A 17,359-nucleotide genomic window follows, 5' to 3' on the forward strand; every position below is an offset into this window, starting at 1 on the left:
GCCCCGCTTGATCCGGAACTCGCGCGTCCAGTCGGACGATTGCGCTCCAGCCTTCAATCTTCGCACCGGATTCCCGAAAATCGATTCCGCTTTCCGGACCGATGCGATGGCAAACCAGCACCGCCGCGCACTCGAAGCGCGCGGCGGGCCTGGCCAGGGATCAGTCCTTGCTGACGAAGCGCGACGGATGCACATCCATCACGTTGTCGACGAAGCCATGCAGCTTCGAGGAAACGATGTCGTGGTAGCTGTAGTAGAGAAGCGGAATCTGGCCGACATCGTCGACCAGGATGCGCTCGGCCTCGGAGAGCTCCTTCATGCGCTCTTCGGGCTTGCCGCCGGCGGCCGCGGCCTTGTCCATGGCCGCCTCATAGGCCGGGCTGTCGTAGTTCGAGTAGTTGTTGCCGCTCGCCTTGCGCGAGATGCCGAGGAAGGTTTCGGGATCCTTGTAGTCGGCGATCCAGGCGGCACGGGCCACGTCATAGTCGCCCTTCTGCTCGAGGAAGGAATAGTGGGTCTTGGTGTCGGTGTTGAGCAGGGTGACGTCGACGCCGAGCGGCTTCAGCTGTTCCTGGATGGCGACCGCGGTGTTCTTGTGGTTCTCCGAGGTGTTGTAGCGGATTTCCATCTTCAGCGGATGTTCCGGCGTGTAGCCGAGCTTCTCGAGGATTTTCTTGGCTGCGTCCTCGCGGTCGATCTGCGGCATGTCGGCATATTTGGCCACTGCCGGCGTATAGCCCTCGATGCCCGGAGGCACCATCGAATAGCCAGGCAGCATCGAGTTCTGCCAGACTTTTTCGGCCAGGAAGTCGCGGTCGATCGCCATCGAGATGGCGTTGCGCAGTTCGGGATTGTTCCAAGGCGCCTTGTCGGTCTTGATCGCGTAATAGTAGGTGCCGAGATATGGACCGACGTGGATCTGGTCGCCGAACTTGGTCTTGAGATCGGCGAGCTGTTCGGTCGGCAGATCGTCATAGCTGTCGAGTTCGCCGGCCTCGAAGCGCTTCATCGCCGATGAGCGGTCTTCGGTCGGGATGTAGTTGACCACGTCGAACTTGACGGTCGCGGCGTCCCAGAATTTCGGATTCTTGACCAGTTTCATGTGGTCGTTGGGAACCCATTCGGCCAGCGTATAGGCGCCGTTCGAGACCAGATGGCCGGGCTTGATCCAATCGGCGCCGAGCTTTTCGATGGAGGCCTTGCTGACCGGATAGGTCGCCTGGTGGGTCAGCATCTCCAGGAAGTAAGGCGTCGGCGCCTTCAGCGTCACCTCCAGGGTGTTGGCGTCGATCGCCTTGACGCCCATGTCATCAGGCTTGCCCTTCTTGGTGTTGACGTCCTCCGCACCCTTTACCGGATAAAGCATCGAGGCGTATTCGGCGCCCGTCGCCGGGTCTTCCAGCCGGTGGAACGCGTAGACGAAGTCGTCCGCCGTCACCGGGCTGCCGTCCGACCACATGCCGTCCTTGCGCAGCTTGAAGGTGTAGACGGTGCCGTCGTCCGATACCGTCCAGCTCTCGGCGGCGCCAGGAATGAGGTTCGCCTTCTCGTCCTGCATGACGAGACCCTGGAACAGGTCGCGCAGGACATTGGCTTCGTAAACCGTCGAGGTCTTGTGGGGGTCGACGGATTCTGATTCTGCAGCGGTGCCTCGGTTGTAGACAATTTCGGCGAAAGCCGGCGTGTAGAAAGTGCCGGCGGTCACTGCCATGGTCGTGGCGAAAACCGTCGCCCTCAGCATGTTTTTCAGCATGAAGTTCTCCCTGTCGGCGCTGCCGTCGGCGCGCCTCTAAGTGTTGACGCCCCGAAGCCGATGGCTGGCCCCTTCGAGCGCGCCGCCGGTTCCCCCCGGCAGCTGGTGGCAGGAGACTAGACAGGAGGTAAGCTCTTTTCAACCGAGTACTGATTGACCCTAAGTCAATCGGTATAGCTGAAGAAGCAACGCCTAATTTAGAGCGGCTTTTTCAATCGCATGCACCCCCTGATTGCACCCAAGGTTTTCGCTTTCTGCATGCGAACTTTGGCATGCTGGTATCATGGTTCAGATCCTCATTTCCAAGGTCCGAAGGCGTGCGTTCCGAATGGACGCTTCGGGAACTTCAGCGGTCGAGTTCGCTCTGTTGTCACCGCTGTTCATCCTTCTCTTGCTCGGAATGGTTGCATACGGCATCTATTTCGGAGCCGCCAGCTCTATTCAGCAGATTGCGGCCGACGCCGCCCGGACGGCGATCGCCGGGTTGAACCAGACCGAGCGCCAGACGCTGGTGGCCGCATTCCTCACCAACAACGCCGCCGGCTATCCCTTCGTGGACGCCAGCAAACTGTCCTACCAGGCCAATGACAGCGTGGCCGATGGCAGCCAGTTCGTGGTGTCCGTCTCGTACGATGCGCGCAACCTGCCGATCTGGAATCTCTTCCCGGGCATAGCGATGCCCGGGACCACGATCAAACGCCAGTCGACGATCAGGGTCGGGGGGATCTGAAAATGCCGATGCGGGCGGGCAAGGGCATCGGCCGGCTTGCGCGGTCGATGGTGGGAGACAGCAAGGCGAATTTCGCCGTGATGACGGCACTGATCGCTCCGGTCGCATTGGCGCTGGCGGCGGTGGCGATCGACGAGGCCTCGATCTACACCGAGCGCCGGGAAGCCCAGGCGATGGTCGACCTGGCGGCGATCACCGCGGCCTCGAACATTAACAATGTCAACACGGCAGTCGTCACCACGCTCACCGATAACGGCATGCCAGGCGTCGTCGTTCAAGCTTCCGGCCAGACCATTGCCCCGGCGGTCGGCAAGACGGTGGTGACGGTCACGCAAGGCCGATATGCCTCATCGACCGCCACTGTCACCCAGCGCTTCCAGGCGGGGGTGACCCCCTACAATGCAGTGCGTGTCACGCTGGCGAAAATCCCCGCCCGCTATTTCGCCAGTTCGCTCATCCCCACACCGGTGATCGGCACCCAAGCCACGGCCAGCACGACGCCGCAGGCGACATTCTCGGTCGGGTCGAGGCTGCTCGGCGTCAATGGCGGCATCCTCAATGCGCTTTTGAGCGGACTTCTCGGCGGCAACATCTCGCTCAGCGTCATGGACTATAACGGGCTGATCTCGGCCGATGTCAGCGTGCTTTCCTTCATCAGTGCGCTCGCCACACAATTGAACGTGACCGGCGGTACCTATTCGAACGTCCTGGCCTCGAAGGCGACGGTGGGCCAGATCGCCACCGCAATGGCCAGCGTCCCCGGCCTCGGCAACACGGCAAAGATCGCCCTGCAGAGCATTGCGTCCAAGTCGACGAGCACGGTCAAGATCCCGCTCAGCAGTCTTGTCGACCTTGGTTCCGTTGGGAGCCTGGGGCTCGGGCAACAGCCGTCCGGCCTTGGCGTGGACGCAAGCGCGATGGGAATGCTGACCGCCGCCGCAGTGCTCGCGAACGGCACCAACCAGGCCGACATCGATCTCGGCGCCACCATCCCGGGATTGCTCTCCACCAAGCTCAGCATCGCCATTGGCGAGCCGGCGCAATCCTCGCCATGGCTCGCGGTCGGCGGCATCGGCACTGTCGTTCGAACGGCCCAGACGCGCATCAAACTGACGGCGTCCGTCGGTGTCGGCACGCCAGGTCTCGGCGGCGGCATCAGCCTGCTAGCCGTCAACCTGCCGCTCAATGTCGAAGTGGCCTATGCCGAAGCCAAGCTGACCGACATCACTTGTCCGGCAGGACCGTCCAGCATCAGTGTTTCCATTGCCGCGCATCCCGGTATTGCCCGGCTCAACCTGGCCAACAGCAACAGTCCCTCCGGCTTCGCGGATTTCAGCCAGCCACAGACCTTCACCGACGCCGAGATCGCGAATGTGAGCTTCAAGCTCCTGCTGATCAACATCCCGCTGATCAAGGTGATGGGTTCGGCCGCGACCGCGATCACCAACAACAGCCCGCAAACCTTGACGTTCAACGCGACCGACATCGCCAACAAGACGATCAAGACCGTTTCGACACGAAATATCTCGCAGTCGCTGACCACGTCGCTGGTCAACAACCTGTCGCTTTCGGTCAATGCGCTTGGTCTCGGCATCGATCTGACCGCGCTGCTTGGAACGGTGAAGCCGGCGGTGGTGACCCTGCTTAACACTGTCACGGCGCCGGTCGACGACCTGCTTTACAATGTGCTGTCAGCGCTGGGTGTCGGCGTCGGCCAGGCCGACGTGCGTGTCACCGGCGCGATCTGCGGACGCGCGGTGCTCGTTCAGTAAGCATTTGCGCCAAGCGGATCGCTTGGCCCAAAGACCGCCAATCAGTCGAACCGACCGAGGAAGCGACCGAGAGCCGGCAGCGAAAGCGCTTCTCCCTCGACTGCAGCAGTGCCCTCCAAGACAACGGCGACCGCACCAATGTCCGGCGGCAGCGGCCAATTTGTCGCCTCCCCGGCGAAATTGAAGACACAGAGCAGCCTCTCCCCGCCTGCTTCGCGGATGAAGGCGAGCACGTCACCCTCGGCGTCAAGGAAGCGGATCGAACCGTTGACCAGCGCCGGATGCCGTTTGCGCAAGGCGAGTGCCGAGCGATAGGCGGACAGCACCGATTGCTCGTCGCTGTTCTGCACATCGACCGCGCGGGCGCGATGGCTCGCCGGCACCGGCAGCCAGGGCCTGCCGGTGGAGAAGCCGGCATTGTCGGCCCCAGCCTCCCAGACCATCGGCGTGCGGCAGCCATCCCGGCCCTTCACACCGGGCCAGAAGCGGATGCCGACGGGATCGCGCAAATCCTCATAGGCAAGCTCGGCCTCCTCCAGGCCGAGTTCCTCGCCCTGGTAGAGGCAGATCGAGCCGCGCAGGCAGGCGAGCAGCATGATCGAGAATCTGGCCACCGCGTCGGGGTCGCCGTCCGGCGGCGTCCAGCGGCTGACGTGGCGCACCACGTCATGGTTGGAGAACGCCCAGCAGACCCAGCCATCGGCCACCGCATTTTCAAAGGCCGCGACGCAGCCGCGCACATGCGCCGCTGAAAACTGCGGACCGAGCAAATCGAACGTGTAGCACATCTGCAGCATGTCGCCGCCGGAGGTGTAGGCGGCGAGCGTCTGCAGGGAACGGCCTTCATCGCCGATCTCGCCGACCGCGGCGCGGTCCTCATACTCGTCCAGCAGCGCCCGGAAACGCCTGAGGAAGGCAAGGTTCTCCGGTTGCGTCTTGTCGAACAGATGCTCCTGGTAAAGATAGGTGTTGGTCTCGCCGTTGGTGCCGGCGACGCTCGACGCCAAAGGCGGATTGCTGCGCAGCCAGCGGTCGTGGACATAGTAATTGACCGTGTCGAGCCGGAAACCGTCGACGCCACGCTCCAGCCAGAACCGCACCGTGTCCAGAAGCGCGTCCTGGACCTCCGGGTTATGGAAATTCAGGTCCGGCTGCGAGGCGAGGAAATTGTGCATGTAATATTGCCGGCGGGTCGAGTCCCATTCCCAGGCCGGGCCACCGAAGACGGACAGCCAGTTGTTGGGTGCATTGCCATCGGGTTTCGTATCGGCCCAGACGTACCAGTCGGCCTTGGGATTGTCGCGGCTTGAACGGCTTTCGATGAACCATTCATGCTTGTCGGACGAGTGCGACAGCACCTGGTCGATGATGATCTTCAGACCCAGCCGATGCGCCTCGGCGACCAGCCCGTCAAAATCCTCCAGTGTGCCGAACGTCGGATCGACGGCGCGATAATCCGAAACGTCGTAGCCCATATCGGCCATCGGCGACTTGAAGAAGGGCGACAGCCAGACGGCATCGACGCCAAGCGAGGCGATGTGGGCCAGCCTTGCCGTGATGCCCCTGAGATCGCCGCTGCCGTCACCTGTCGTGTCCTGGAAGGAGCGCGGATAGACTTGATAGATGACGCAGCCGCGCCACCATTCCGCGCCCTGCCCGGAATTGTCGTCAGCCATCACGAACCCTTCCTGTCGCGGCTCTTGCCGGGCCGGCGCGGACCAATTTTTTCCGCATCGGATTGCCCGAAAACCGGTTGCCACTTTTCGATCCGATGCTCTGTCATAAAACTCACACTGCGGCCCGGCAGCGGGCGTGCAAGGTCGATCGCCTGCGTTTCGATCGCCGGCTGCCATCGGAACCCTTCCCGTACTGGCAGAGTGAAGACGCATTGGCGGCGATCGCCGTTGACCATGATGGCAAGGCGGCCGCCCCCGGCATCGCCCAGCAGCATGACGAGGCGATGCCGGGCGGGATCATTCCAGTCCGCCTCGGCAAGCGGCGCGCCGGTTTCCGCCAGCCAGGCGACGTCGGGGCTGCCTGAAGACTCGGCCACCTCACCCGTCAGCAAATGCGTGTCCGACAAGGCAGGAACGGCGCGGCGAAGTGCCGCGAGCGCCGAGGTGTATCGCTCCAGCGCCTGGTCGCGGCCTGCCCAGTCGAGCCAGGTGATCGCGTTGTCCTGCGCGTAGGCGTTGTTGTTGCCCTTCTGTGTGCGGCCGAATTCGTCGCCAGCGGTCAGCATGATCGTTCCGCGCGAGGCGAAAAGCGTCGCAAGCAGCGCGCACCGATCGTCGAAGCGCGCCTTGGCGATCGCCGTGTCGTCCGTCTCGCCCTCGGCGCCATTGTTCCAGGACAAATTGTCGTTGTGACCGTCGCGGTTCTGCTCGCCATTGGCCGCGTTGTGCTTGCGCTCATAGGCAACGATGTCGGCCAGCGTCATGCCGTCATGCGCGGCGATGAAATTGACGCTGCGGCTGGCCGGCTGGCCGCCCTTGCCGAAAATATCGGACGAGCCGGCAAGCCGCGTCGCCAGCCCACCGATCATGCCGGCATCGCCGCGCCAGAAGCGTCTGGCGTCGTCGCGGTAGCGATCGTTCCATTCAAGGAAAGGCGGCCGGAAATTGCCGAGCTGATAGCCGTCGGGACCGATGTCCCACGGTTCGGCGATCAACACGCGATCGGCAAGGACGGGATCGCCGGCGATCGCCCCGAGCAACGGCGCGGCGGGATCGAACGCGCCGTCGACGCGGCCCAGCACCGGCGCCAGATCGAAGCGGAAACCGTCGACGCCGGCATGGCGGACGAAATGGCGAAGCGTGTCGAGCACCATTTTCCGCACCACCGGGTGGTCGCAGGCGACCGTGTTTCCGGTGCCGGTGTCGTTGATCAGCCTGCCATCCGGCTGGTGCCGGTAGTAGGCTTGATCGTCGAAGCCGCGCAGCGACAGGGTCGGCCCCAGCCGATCGCTTTCCCCCGTGTGGTTGAAGACCAAGTCGAGGATGGTGCCGATACCGGCCTCACGCAGTGCAGCGACCGCATCGCGCAATTCCGCCAGGCCGCCGGGCGCCAGGCGCGGGTCGAGCGCCATGAAGGTGACGGGATTGTAGCCCCAGGCGTTGCTCAACCCGAGCGGCGGCAGATGCCGTTCGTCGATCGATGCCGTCACTGGCATCAGTTCGACAGCCGAGACGCCGAGCTTTTTGAGATGCTCGATGATGACAGGATGAGCAAGTGCCGCGATCGTACCGCGCTGCTCTTCCGGAATGTCCGGATGCAGCTTGGTGAACGAGCGAACGTTCAGTTCATAGATCAGCCCACCCGGCGAAAAGACAGGCGCCCGGGCCGGCATCGGCTTGGACAGCGCGAGCGCCACGGTCTTCGGCATCAATGACGCCGTGTCGGCACCTTCGTTGCGCCGCGCGGCAAGCCGCCAGTGAAAGGCATAGGGCCGGTCGATCTCCACCGCATAGGGATCGGTCAACAGCTTGTCGGGATCGAACCACAGACCTTGCTCGGGCGCATAATCGCCGTCGGCGCGAAGGCCGTAGCGCGTACCGGCGGCGAGACCGGAGACGAAGAGTGCATGGACGCCCTGGCCTTCCGGCTGGAGTTCAAGCCGGTCGGTCTCGTGGTAGCCCGCATGATCGAAGATCGACACCCAGAGGCGCCTCGCCGACGAGGACCAGACGGCGAAGCGGATGCCGTCGCGGGTGACGGTGGCGCCGAGTTGGGTCATGCAGGCTCCCCCTTCTCCCACAGGGGAAGAAGGAAAACACGCAGCACCGCCCTCAAGTAATCACGCTCGGCTTGTTGCGGCCGGTGTGGCTCTTGATCCCGGCAATGTCGTCGGCCGCCGCGATCAGGTCGGCGAGCGCTTCCTGCGTGTCGAGATCGTGCCTCGCCTTGTCCGGCTCGTAGCGCTCGATGTAGACGCGCAAGGTCGCGCCCGAGGTGCCGGTGCCGGAGAGCCTGAAGACGACGCGCGAGCCGCCTTCGAACAGCACCCTGATGCCCTGGTGCTCGCTGGTCGAGCCGTCGACGGGATCGTGATAGGCGAAGTCGTCGGCATTGGCGATCTTCAGGCCACGCACGCTGGTGCCGGGCAGCGAACCGAGCTTGGCGCGCAATTCGTCGACCAACGCGTTGGCACGGTCGCTCTCGACTTCCTCATAGTCGTGGCGCGAATAGTAGTTGCGCCCATAGGCCGCCCAGTGCTCGGTGACCACCTGCTTGCAGCTTTCGCCGCGCGCGGCGAGTATGTTGAGCCACAACAGCACCGCCCACAGGCCGTCTTTTTCGCGGACGTGGTTGGAGCCGGTGCCGGCGCTCTCCTCGCCGCAGATCGTCGCCATGCCGGCATCCAGCAGATTGCCGAAGAACTTCCAGCCGGTCGGCGTCTCGTAGATGCCGATGCCGAGTTTTTCGGCGACGCGGTCGGCAGCACCGCTGGTCGGCATCGAGCGGGCGATGCCCTTCAGCCCGTCCTTGTAGCCCGGCGCCAGGCGGGCGTTGGCGGCGAGCATCGCCACCGAATCCGACGGGGTGACGAAAATGCCCTTGCCGATGATCAAATTGCGATCGCCGTCACCGTCGGAAGCAGCACCGAAATCGGGTGCGTCGGCGCCCATCATCTCGTCATAGAGGTGCTTGGCATGGACCAGATTGGGGTCCGGATGATGGCCGCCGAAATCCGGCAGCGGCTTGAAATTGCGGCAGGTGCCGTTCGGAGCGCCGAGCCGGTTTTCGAGGATTTCCTTGGCGTAAGGGCCGGTCACCGCGTGCATGGCGTCGAAGCGCATACGGAAACCAGACTTGAACAGCTTGCGCAGCGCATCGAAGTCGAACAGGCTTTCCATGAGTTCGGCGTAGTCGGCGACCGGATCGATGATCTCGACCGTCATGCCGGCGGCCTTGCCCGTGCCTATCGTGTCAATGTCGATCGGATCGATATCGGCGGTCTTGAAGCTCGAAATCGCCTTGGTCTTGGCGAAGATCGCATCGGTCAGCTTTTCCGGCGCCGGGCCGCCATTGCCGGCATTGTACTTGATGCCGAAATCCTCGTGCGGACCGCCGGGATTGTGGCTGGCCGACAGAATGATGCCGCCGAAAGTCTTGTATTTGCGAATGACGTGCGAGGCGGCGGGCGTCGACAGGATGCCGCCCTGCCCGACCATCACCTTGCCGAAGCCGTTGGCGGCTGCCATGGCGATGGCCTTCTGGATGACCTCGCGGTTGTAGAAGCGGCCGTCGCCGCCAATCACCAGGGTCTTGCCCTTGAACCCGTCGAGCGCATCGAAGATCGACTGGATGAAATTCTCGGCATAGTGCTCCTGCTGGAACACTGGCACCTTCTTGCGCAGGCCCGACGTGCCTGGCTTCTGGTCTAAATAGGGTTTGGTGGGGACGGTACGGATCATGCTTCAGGCAACCCTTTTCGAAAGCAGCGAGCGATAGAGTTCAATGTATTTTTCCGCGCTCTTGTCCCATGACACATCGGCCTTCATGCCCTGGCGCTGCAGCGATTTCCAGATCGCCGGATCGGCATGTGCATCGACGAGACGACGCATGGCGTGCAGCAAGGCGCCGCCATTGTTGGGAGCGAACTGGAAGCCGGTGGCGACGCCGGCCGACACGGCGGCCTCGTTGGCATCGATGACCGTATCCGCCAGGCCGCCGGTGCGGGCGACCACCGGCACGCAGCCATAGCGCAGGCCATAAAGCTGCGTCAGCCCGCAGGGTTCGAAGCGCGAGGGAATGACGATGGCGTCGCAGCCGCCCTGCATGATGTGGGACAGCGCCTCGTCATAGCCGACGACGACGCCGATACGGCCACGGTGGCGTGCGGCGGCGGCGAGCAGCGCACCTTCGAGGCCGGCATCGCCCGAGCCCAGTATGGCCAGGCGCGCCCCGGTCGCAACGATGCCGTCGACCGCCGTTGCCAGGATATCCATGCCCTTTTGCCAGGTCAGGCGGCTGACGACGCAGACAATCGGGCTGCCGTCGGGCTCCAGACTGAAACGCGCCTCAACCGCTGCCCGATTAGGCGTGCGCGCATCGAGTGTTTCGGCGGTGTAGTTCGACACCAGATGCTTGTCGGTTTCCGGATCCCAGATGCCGATGTCGATGCCGTTGACGATGCCATAGAGATCGCTGGAGCGCATGTTGATGAGCCCGTCGAGGCCCATGCCGAATTCGGGCGAGCGGATTTCCTGCGCATAGGTCGGGCTGACCGTGGTGATCGCCCAGGCGGCCTGCAGGCCGGCCTTGAGAAAGCCGACGCCGCCATAATATTCGACGCCATCGAGCGCCATAGCCGCCGCCGGCAAGCCAAGCTCGCCGAAGATGCCGGCGCCGAACTGGCCCTGGAAGGCGAGGTTGTGGACGGTCATCATCGAGGGCACGCCGACCGCCTTGCCGTAGCGCATATAGGCCAGCGTCATCGCCGACTGCCAGTCATGGGCGTGGACGATGTCGGGCTGGTAACCGGAGATGGCGCCGCCGGCGATGTCGCCGCCGACCTGGCTCAATGCCGCGAAGCGCCGCCAATTGTCCGGCCAGTCGCCACCGCTGGCATCGCCATAGGGGCCGCCGGGGCGATCGAACAAATGTGGCGCGTCGAGCACGAACAGTTCGAGGCCGGCAAGCTGGACGGAATGGACGGAGGCCTTGCCGCCTTGCAGCAAGGGGTATTGCAGGACAGCCTTTTTTTTCTTGAAGGCGGCCATCACGCTCGGAAAGCCCGGCATGAGCGTGCGCATGCTCACGCCCTTGGCCGCCAGCGCGATGGGAAGCGCACCAGTCACATCGGCAAGTCCGCCGGTCTTGATCAGCGGGAAGATCTCTGGCGTGACCGACAGAACCTGCATGCGTTTATGGTCCGATCCTGTCTATTCTTTGTTTCAAAGCAATTCCGGACGGAAACCGTCTTACACTTTTCCCGGAATTGCCCCTAAAGCTTCAGCTTGTCGATCATGTCCTGCGTGACCAGGCAGATGCCTTTTTCCGAAACGCGAAAACGCTTGGCGTCGAGAGCTGGGTCTTCGCCCACCACCAGCCCTTCCGGTATCCTAACACCATGGTCGATGACCACGCGCTTCAACTTTGCGTTCCGGCCGACATGAACGTCGGGCAGCATGACGACTTCCTCCAGCGTCGAATAGGAATTGATGCGCGCGCCGGTGAAGATCAGGCTTCTTTTCAGCGAGGCGCCGGAGACGATGCAGTCGCCCGAGACCAGCGAGGACACGGCTGAGCCACGGCGGCCGTCCTCGTCATGGACGAACTTTGCCGGCGGCTTCAACTCGGCATAGGTCCAGATCGGCCAGTCGCGATCATAGAGGTCGAGCTCCGGCGTCACGTCGGTCAGATCGATATTGGCTTCCCAATAGGCATCGACCGTGCCGACATCGCGCCAGTAGGCCTCGTTCTCGGCGGTCGAGCGCACGCAGGACTTGGCGAAGCGGTGGGCGATCGCCTTACCGTGCTGGACGATATAGGGGATGATGTCCTTGCCGAAATCGCGGCTCGAGCCGGGCTCGGCGGCATCGCGGCGCAGCTGTTCCATCAGGAACTTGGTCTTGAACACGTAGATGCCCATCGAGGCCAGGGCAAACTCGGGCTTGTCGGGAATGCCGGGCGGGTCGGCGGGCTTTTCGACGAAGGCGATGATGTTGTCCTTGGCATCGACATGCATGACGCCGAACCCGGTCGCTTCCATGCGCGGCACTTCAAGACAGCCGACGGTGACATCGGCGCCGGCATCGACATGCTGGCGCAGCATCAGCTCATAGTCCATCTTGTAGATGTGGTCGCCGGCGAGGATGACCATGTATTCGGGGCCGTAGGCCTCGATGATGTCGATGTTCTGGTAGACGGCGTCGGCCGTGCCTTCATACCACTGCGTTTCCGACACGCGCTGGCTGGCGGGCAGGATATCGAAGCTTTCGTTTCGTTCGGGCCGCAGGAAGTTCCAGCCGCGCTGCAAATGGCGGATCAGCGAATGCGCCTTGTATTGGGTGGCGACGCCAAGGCGGCGGATGCCGGAATTGAGCGCATTGGAGAGCGCGAAATCGATGATGCGCGTCTTGCCGCCGAAATAGACAGCCGGCTTGGCGCGCCGGTCGGTCAGTTCCTTGAGGCGGCTGCCGCGGCCGCCTGCCAATACGTAGGCCATGGCATCGCGCGCCAGCGGCTGGGTCCGTTTCAAGTCTGCCATTTCTACCCTCCCAAGTTACTCAGTCTCGCCCTGTTGCCCCGCCTTGACGGCCTCAGCCGGCTACGAGTTCAAGCATGATCGTCGACAGCGGCGGCAAGAGCATCGTTGCCGAGATGCTTTTGCCCTCCGCCCTTGCCTCGACCAAGCCGCCATTGCCCATGCCGGAGCCGCCATATTCGGACGCGTCGGTGTTGATGATCTCGCGCCACTTGCCGGCCTTCGGCAACGGCACGCGATAATTGTCGCGCGGCACCGGCGTGAAATTGGAGATGACGGCCACCGGGCTGCCGCCCGGCGCGTTGCGTACCCAGGCAAAAACCGAATTCTGGCTGTCGTCGACGATCAGCCAGGAAAAGCCTTCCGGCTCGCAGTCGCGGCCGTGCAGCGCCGGGCGCGAACGGTAGAGATAGTTGAGATCGCGCACCGTCTGCCAGACGCCGCGATGCGGGCGGAAATCGAGCAGGTTCCAGTCCAGCGCGCGCGCCTCGCTCCATTCACGGCGCTGCGCGAATTCCTGCCCCATGAACAAGAGCTTCTTGCCGGGATAGCCCCACATGAAGCCGTAATAGGCACGCAAGGTCGCGAATTTCTGCCAGTCGTCGCCGGCCATTTTGCCGAGCAGCGTGCCTTTGCCGTGCACGACCTCATCATGCGAGAGCGGCAGCACGAAATTCTCCGAGAAAGCATAAGTCAGGCCGAAGGTCAGGTCGTTGTGGTGGTGCTTGCGGAAGATCGGCTCCTTGGCGAAATACTCCAGCGTGTCGTGCATGAAGCCCATGTTCCACTTGAAGCCGAAGCCAAGCCCGCCTTCATGCACGGGCGCCGAGACCTTCGGCCATGAGGTCGATTCTTCGGCGATGGTCATGACGCCTGGATGGTGGCCGTAGACCTCCTTGTTCATTTTCTGCAGGAAGGAGACCGCTTCCAGGTTCTCGCGGCCGCCCTTCTCGTTGGGGATCCACTCGCCCTGCTTACGCGAATAGTCGAGGTAGAGCATCGAGGCGACAGCATCGACGCGCAGCCCGTCGACATGGTATTTTTCGGCCCAGAACAGCGCGTTGTTGACCAGGAACGACACCACCTCGCGGCGGCCGAAATTGTAGATCGCGGTGTTCCAGTCGGGGTGAAAGCCCTTGCGCGGATCGGCATGCTCATAGAGTGCGGTGCCGTCGAAATGGACCAGCCCGTGCTCGTCGACCGGGAAATGCGCCGGCACCCAGTCGAGGATGACACCGATGCCGGCACGGTGGGCGCCGTCGACAAAGCGGGCAAAGCCGTCAGGATCGCCAAAGCGGGCCGATGGCGCGTAGAGGCCAGTCGTCTGGTAGCCCCAGGACGGATCATAGGGATGTTCGGAGATCGGCAGGAACTCGATGTGGGTGAAGCCGGTCTCGACGGCATAGGGGATCAGCCGATCGGCCAGTTCGTCCCATGACAGGAACGTGCCATCGTCGCGAAGCTGCCAGGAGCCGGCGTGGACCTCGTAGATCGAGATGGCCTCGCGCCGGGGATCGGCGTTGCGCCAGAACGTGCGATGCGCCTCGTCGCCCCACTGATGGGCGGGCGGCACGACGACGACCGAAGCGGTGGCCGGGCGCAGTTCGGACTTGAAGGCGAAAGGATCGGCCTTCAGCGGCAGCCTGACGCCGTCGGGGCCGATGATCTCGTATTTGTAGGGCCGGCCGGCGCCGATATCGGGAATGAACACCTCCCAGATGCCGGTATCGCGGCGATCGCGCATCGAGTGGCGGCGGCCGTCCCAATCGTTGAAATCGCCGACCACCGAGACGCGCCGGGCATTTGGAGCCCAGACGGCAAAATGCACGCCGGTGGCGCCCTCGTGCTCGATGACATGGGCGCCGAGCTTGTCGAACAGCCTGAGATGCGAGCCTTGAGCGATATAGTAGTCGTCCATCGGGCCGAGCACCGGGCCGAACGAATAGGGGTCGGTCAGCCACCAGTCGCCGCCGGCATTGCGCGCGTGGTAGCGCAGCGGCTGGCGCTTCTTGATCGACAGCTTGCCTTCGAAGAAACCGGCATCGTCCCGCCTGGTCAGCTCGCCGGCCTCGATGCCGGTCAGCGTATAGGCGGTGACGAATTCAGCATTCGGAACGAAGCAACGGGCAAACAGGCCCTTGCCGACCTCATGGACACCGAGGACAGCGAACGGATCTCCGTGCGTGCCGGCAACAATCGCCGCAACATCGCTGGCTGGCGCCAGTCCGTCCGGCCCGCTTGTCGCAGCGGTCGCGCGCGGCTTCCTCATCAGGCAGTGTCCCTCCCAGGGCACCAGGTGTTTTGTTTCTGGTGATGCGAACTGATTTTCGACCCGCATCACCGGGACCACATTGCTCGTGGCCTCATGCAATCACATCAGGCAGGCACGTTCCAGATTTCTTTCGCGTATTGACGGATCGTGCGATCGGACGAGAACCAGCCGACGCGCGCGACGTTGCGGATCGCCTTGGCATACCAGTCCGGGCTGTTGCGCCAGACGGCGTCGACCTCACGCTGGGCGGCGGCGTAGGCGTCGAAATCGGCGGCGACCATGAACCAGTCGCTGTCATAGAGGCCGTTGATGAGGTCGCGGTAGCGGTCGGGATCATCGGGCGAGAAGACGCCCGATGAGACAGCGGCCACGGCCTGCGCCAGTTCCGGCGACGCTTCGATGACGCCGCGTGGATTGTAGCCATTGTTGCGCCGCTCGGCGACTTCGGCGGTGGTGAGGCCGAAGATGAAGATGTTGTCGTCGCCGACGCACTCCTTGATCTCGACATTGGCGCCATCGAGCGTGCCGATGGTCAATGCGCCGTTCAGCGCGAACTTCATGTTGCCGGTGCCGGACGCTTCCATGCCGGCGGTCGAGATCTGCTCGGACAGGTCGGCGGCGGGCATCATGATTTCGGCCAGGCTGACATTGTAGTTCGGCACGAACACCACTTTCAGCAGGCCGCGAACGGCCGGATCGCGGTTGATGACCCTGGCGACGTCGTTGGCGAGTTTGATGATCAGCTTGGCGTTGTGATAGCTGGGCGCCGCCTTGCCGCCGAAGAATTTCACGCGCGGCATCCAGTCCCGCTCCGGATGCGAGCGGATCTGGTCGTAAAGCGCCACCGCCTCGAGGATGTTCAGGAGCTGGCGCTTGTATTCGTGGATGCGCTTGATCTGGATGTCGAACAGCGCCGAAGGGTCGACCTTGATGCCGAGCCGGTCGGCGACGAGATTGGCCAGCCGCACCTTATTCTGCCGCTTGACGGCGGCGAACTTGTCGCGAAAGACGGCATCGTCGGCGAAGGCATCGAGCCCCTTGATGGCGTCGATGTCATCGAGAAAACGGTCACCGATCGCCTCGCGGGCAAGCGACGTCAGCCCGGGATTGCACTGGATCAGCCACCGCCGCGGCGTGATGCCGTTGGTCTTGTTGTTGATACGATCGGGATAGAGCCTGTGCAGGTCGGCGAACACCGTTTCCTTCATCAACTCGGTATGCAGCGCCGAGACGCCGTTGATCGAGTGCGAGCCGACAAAGGCAAGGTTGCCCATGCGCACGCGGCGGTCGCCATTTTCCTGGATCAGCGAGATACGGCTGATCTGCTCGTTCGAGAACTGGTCGGTCGCGCGTGCTTCGAGCAGAACCTGCGCGTTGATGGCGTAGACGATCTGCATATGGCGCGGCAACAGCCGCTCGAACAGCGGCACCGACCAGCTTTCCAGCGCCTCGGGCAGAAGCGTGTGGTTGGTGTAGCCGAAGGTGCGCTTGGTGATGTCCCAGGCGAGGTCGAAGTCCATGCCGTGGACATCCATCAACAGCCGCATCAGCTCGGGAACGGCGATCGCCGGATGGGTGTCGTTCAGGTGGATCGCCGCCTTGTCGGGAAGCGACCTGAGGTCGCCATACTGGCTGAGATGGCGCTGGACGATGTCCTGCAGCGAGGCGGTGGAGAAGAAATATTCCTGGCGCAGCCTGAGTTCCTGCCCGGCCATGTGGGAATCGGCCGGATAGAGCACGCGAGACAGCGCGTCCGCCTTGTTGCTTTCGGCCAGCGCGCCGATGTGGTCGCCGGCATTGAACTTGTTGAGCAGGATCGGGTCGATCGGCATGCCCGACCAGAGCCGCAGCGTGTTGACACGGTTTGCCCGCCAGCCGACGACCGGCGTGTCGTAGGCGACCGCCAGGACATGCTCGGTCGGCTTCCAGACATGGCGCTCGAGCCGTCCGTCCTTCGAGGTGATCGATTCCACCGCGCCGCCGAAGCCGACCTCGAAGGCGCGTTCGCGGCGCTCGAACTCCCAGGGGTTGCCGTGATCGAGCCAGGTCTCGGGCAGTTCTACCTGCCAGCCGTCGTGAATCTCCTGGCGGAACATGCCGTTGGCGTAGCGGATGCCGTAGCCATGCGCCGGAATGTCGACCGTCGCCATGCTTTCCATGAAGCAGGCGGCGAGCCGGCCAAGGCCGCCATTGCCGAGCGCGGCATCGGGTTCGAGCGCCGCGATCAGATCAAGGTCGACGCCGAGCGACGACAGCGCTTCGCGCATATTGTCCATCAGGCCGAGATTGGAAAAGGCGTCGCGCATCAGGCGGCCGATGAGGAACTCCAGCGACAGATAATAGACGCGCTTTTCCTGCTGGTCGTAGGCCTCTCTGGTTGCCTGCATCCAGCGATCGACGATGCGGTCGCGCACGACCTTGATCGAGGCGGTGAGCCAGTCGTACTGGGTCGCGACGGTGGTGTCCTTGCCGACCCTGTATTTGAGGGCCATCAAGACTTCCCTTGCGAGCGTCTTCGGATCAGGATTTTCGAGCAGTGGCGGAAGGGGTTCGGATGTCATCGCGCGCGTCATGCTGCCTCTCGTGCGGTTGCCACGATCATACCGGCTTTCACCATTCA

At 63.3% G+C, this 17,359-nt stretch carries 10 protein-coding genes; 2 read left to right on the forward strand and 8 right to left on the reverse strand.

Going from position 1 to position 17,359, the window contains the following annotated elements; translation table 11 throughout:
- Positions 1-160: 160 nt before the first annotated feature.
- Positions 161-1,753 carry a peptide ABC transporter substrate-binding protein gene (locus tag X743_RS162425; protein ID WP_023764416.1) on the reverse strand — a complete coding sequence of 531 codons (1,593 nt, stop codon included), beginning with the start codon at positions 1,751-1,753 and terminating at the stop codon, positions 161-163.
- Between the two features lie 283 nt (positions 1,754-2,036).
- On the opposite strand from X743_RS162425, the gene X743_RS01000000168690 reads away from it, so the two are divergent.
- Positions 2,037-2,483, forward strand: coding sequence for a TadE/TadG family type IV pilus assembly protein (locus tag X743_RS01000000168690; protein ID WP_023764417.1), 447 nt, complete (start codon positions 2,037-2,039; stop codon positions 2,481-2,483).
- Between the two features lie 2 nt (positions 2,484-2,485).
- Positions 2,486-4,255, forward strand: coding sequence for a TadG family pilus assembly protein (locus X743_RS162420; RefSeq protein ID WP_023764418.1), 1,770 nt, complete (start codon positions 2,486-2,488; stop codon positions 4,253-4,255).
- A gap of 41 nt (positions 4,256-4,296) precedes the next feature.
- Here X743_RS162420 and X743_RS162415 read toward each other — a convergent pair whose 3' ends face one another.
- The 7 genes from X743_RS162415 to X743_RS162385 form a co-directional block, all read right to left on the reverse strand.
- Complete coding sequence (locus X743_RS162415; protein ID WP_023764419.1) at positions 4,297-5,931, reverse strand: alpha-glucosidase family protein; 1,635 nt, start codon at positions 5,929-5,931, stop codon at positions 4,297-4,299.
- Positions 5,931-7,991, reverse strand: coding sequence for a glycogen debranching protein GlgX (glgX, locus tag X743_RS162410; RefSeq protein WP_023764420.1), 2,061 nt, complete (start codon positions 7,989-7,991; stop codon positions 5,931-5,933). Before glgX ends, X743_RS162415 begins: the two co-directional genes overlap by 1 nt.
- 52 nt (positions 7,992-8,043) lie before the next feature.
- Positions 8,044-9,672: an alpha-D-glucose phosphate-specific phosphoglucomutase gene (locus X743_RS162405; protein WP_023764421.1), complete on the reverse strand. Its 1,629-nt coding sequence runs from the start codon at positions 9,670-9,672 to the stop codon at positions 8,044-8,046.
- Positions 9,673-9,675: 3 nt separating this feature from the next.
- On the reverse strand, positions 9,676-11,121 hold the full coding sequence (gene glgA / locus X743_RS162400) for a glycogen synthase GlgA (RefSeq protein ID WP_023764422.1): 1,446 nt from the start codon (positions 11,119-11,121) through the stop codon (positions 9,676-9,678).
- Positions 11,122-11,204: 83 nt separating this feature from the next.
- On the reverse strand, positions 11,205-12,470 hold the full coding sequence (glgC, locus tag X743_RS162395) for a glucose-1-phosphate adenylyltransferase (RefSeq protein WP_013896505.1): 1,266 nt from the start codon (positions 12,468-12,470) through the stop codon (positions 11,205-11,207).
- 52 nt (positions 12,471-12,522) lie between these two features.
- Entirely contained in the window at positions 12,523-14,736 is a 2,214-nt protein-coding gene (gene glgB / locus X743_RS162390) for a 1,4-alpha-glucan branching protein GlgB (RefSeq protein ID WP_023764423.1), read from the reverse strand.
- Positions 14,737-14,843: 107 nt separating this feature from the next.
- Positions 14,844-17,312, reverse strand: a complete 2,469-nt coding sequence (locus X743_RS162385; protein WP_023764424.1) for a glycogen/starch/alpha-glucan phosphorylase — start codon at positions 17,310-17,312, stop codon at positions 14,844-14,846.
- Positions 17,313-17,359: the final 47 nt, after the last annotated feature.

Origin of the sequence: Mesorhizobium sp. LNHC232B00, assembly GCF_000502435.1 — a bacterium.
Lineage (GTDB): Bacteria > Pseudomonadota > Alphaproteobacteria > Rhizobiales > Rhizobiaceae > Mesorhizobium > Mesorhizobium opportunistum.

Excerpts from the sequence above, each read along its gene's own strand:
- glgC (WP_013896505.1), bottom strand. The coding sequence starts at position 12,470 with ATGGCAGACTTGAAACGGACCCAGCCGCTGGCGCGCGATGCCATGGCC.
- X743_RS162425 (WP_023764416.1), bottom strand. The coding sequence starts at position 1,753 with ATGCTGAAAAACATGCTGAGGGCGACGGTTTTCGCCACGACCATGGCA.
- glgB (WP_023764423.1), bottom strand. The coding sequence starts at position 14,736 with ATGAGGAAGCCGCGCGCGACCGCTGCGACAAGCGGGCCGGACGGACTG.
- X743_RS162405 (WP_023764421.1), bottom strand. The coding sequence starts at position 9,672 with ATGATCCGTACCGTCCCCACCAAACCCTATTTAGACCAGAAGCCAGGC.
- X743_RS01000000168690 (WP_023764417.1), top strand. The coding sequence starts at position 2,037 with ATGGTTCAGATCCTCATTTCCAAGGTCCGAAGGCGTGCGTTCCGAATG.
- glgX (WP_023764420.1), bottom strand. The coding sequence starts at position 7,991 with ATGACCCAACTCGGCGCCACCGTCACCCGCGACGGCATCCGCTTCGCC.
- X743_RS162415 (WP_023764419.1), bottom strand. The coding sequence starts at position 5,931 with ATGGCTGACGACAATTCCGGGCAGGGCGCGGAATGGTGGCGCGGCTGC.
- glgA (WP_023764422.1), bottom strand. The coding sequence starts at position 11,121 with ATGCAGGTTCTGTCGGTCACGCCAGAGATCTTCCCGCTGATCAAGACC.
- X743_RS162385 (WP_023764424.1), bottom strand. The coding sequence starts at position 17,312 with ATGACGCGCGCGATGACATCCGAACCCCTTCCGCCACTGCTCGAAAAT.
- X743_RS162420 (WP_023764418.1), top strand. The coding sequence starts at position 2,486 with ATGCCGATGCGGGCGGGCAAGGGCATCGGCCGGCTTGCGCGGTCGATG.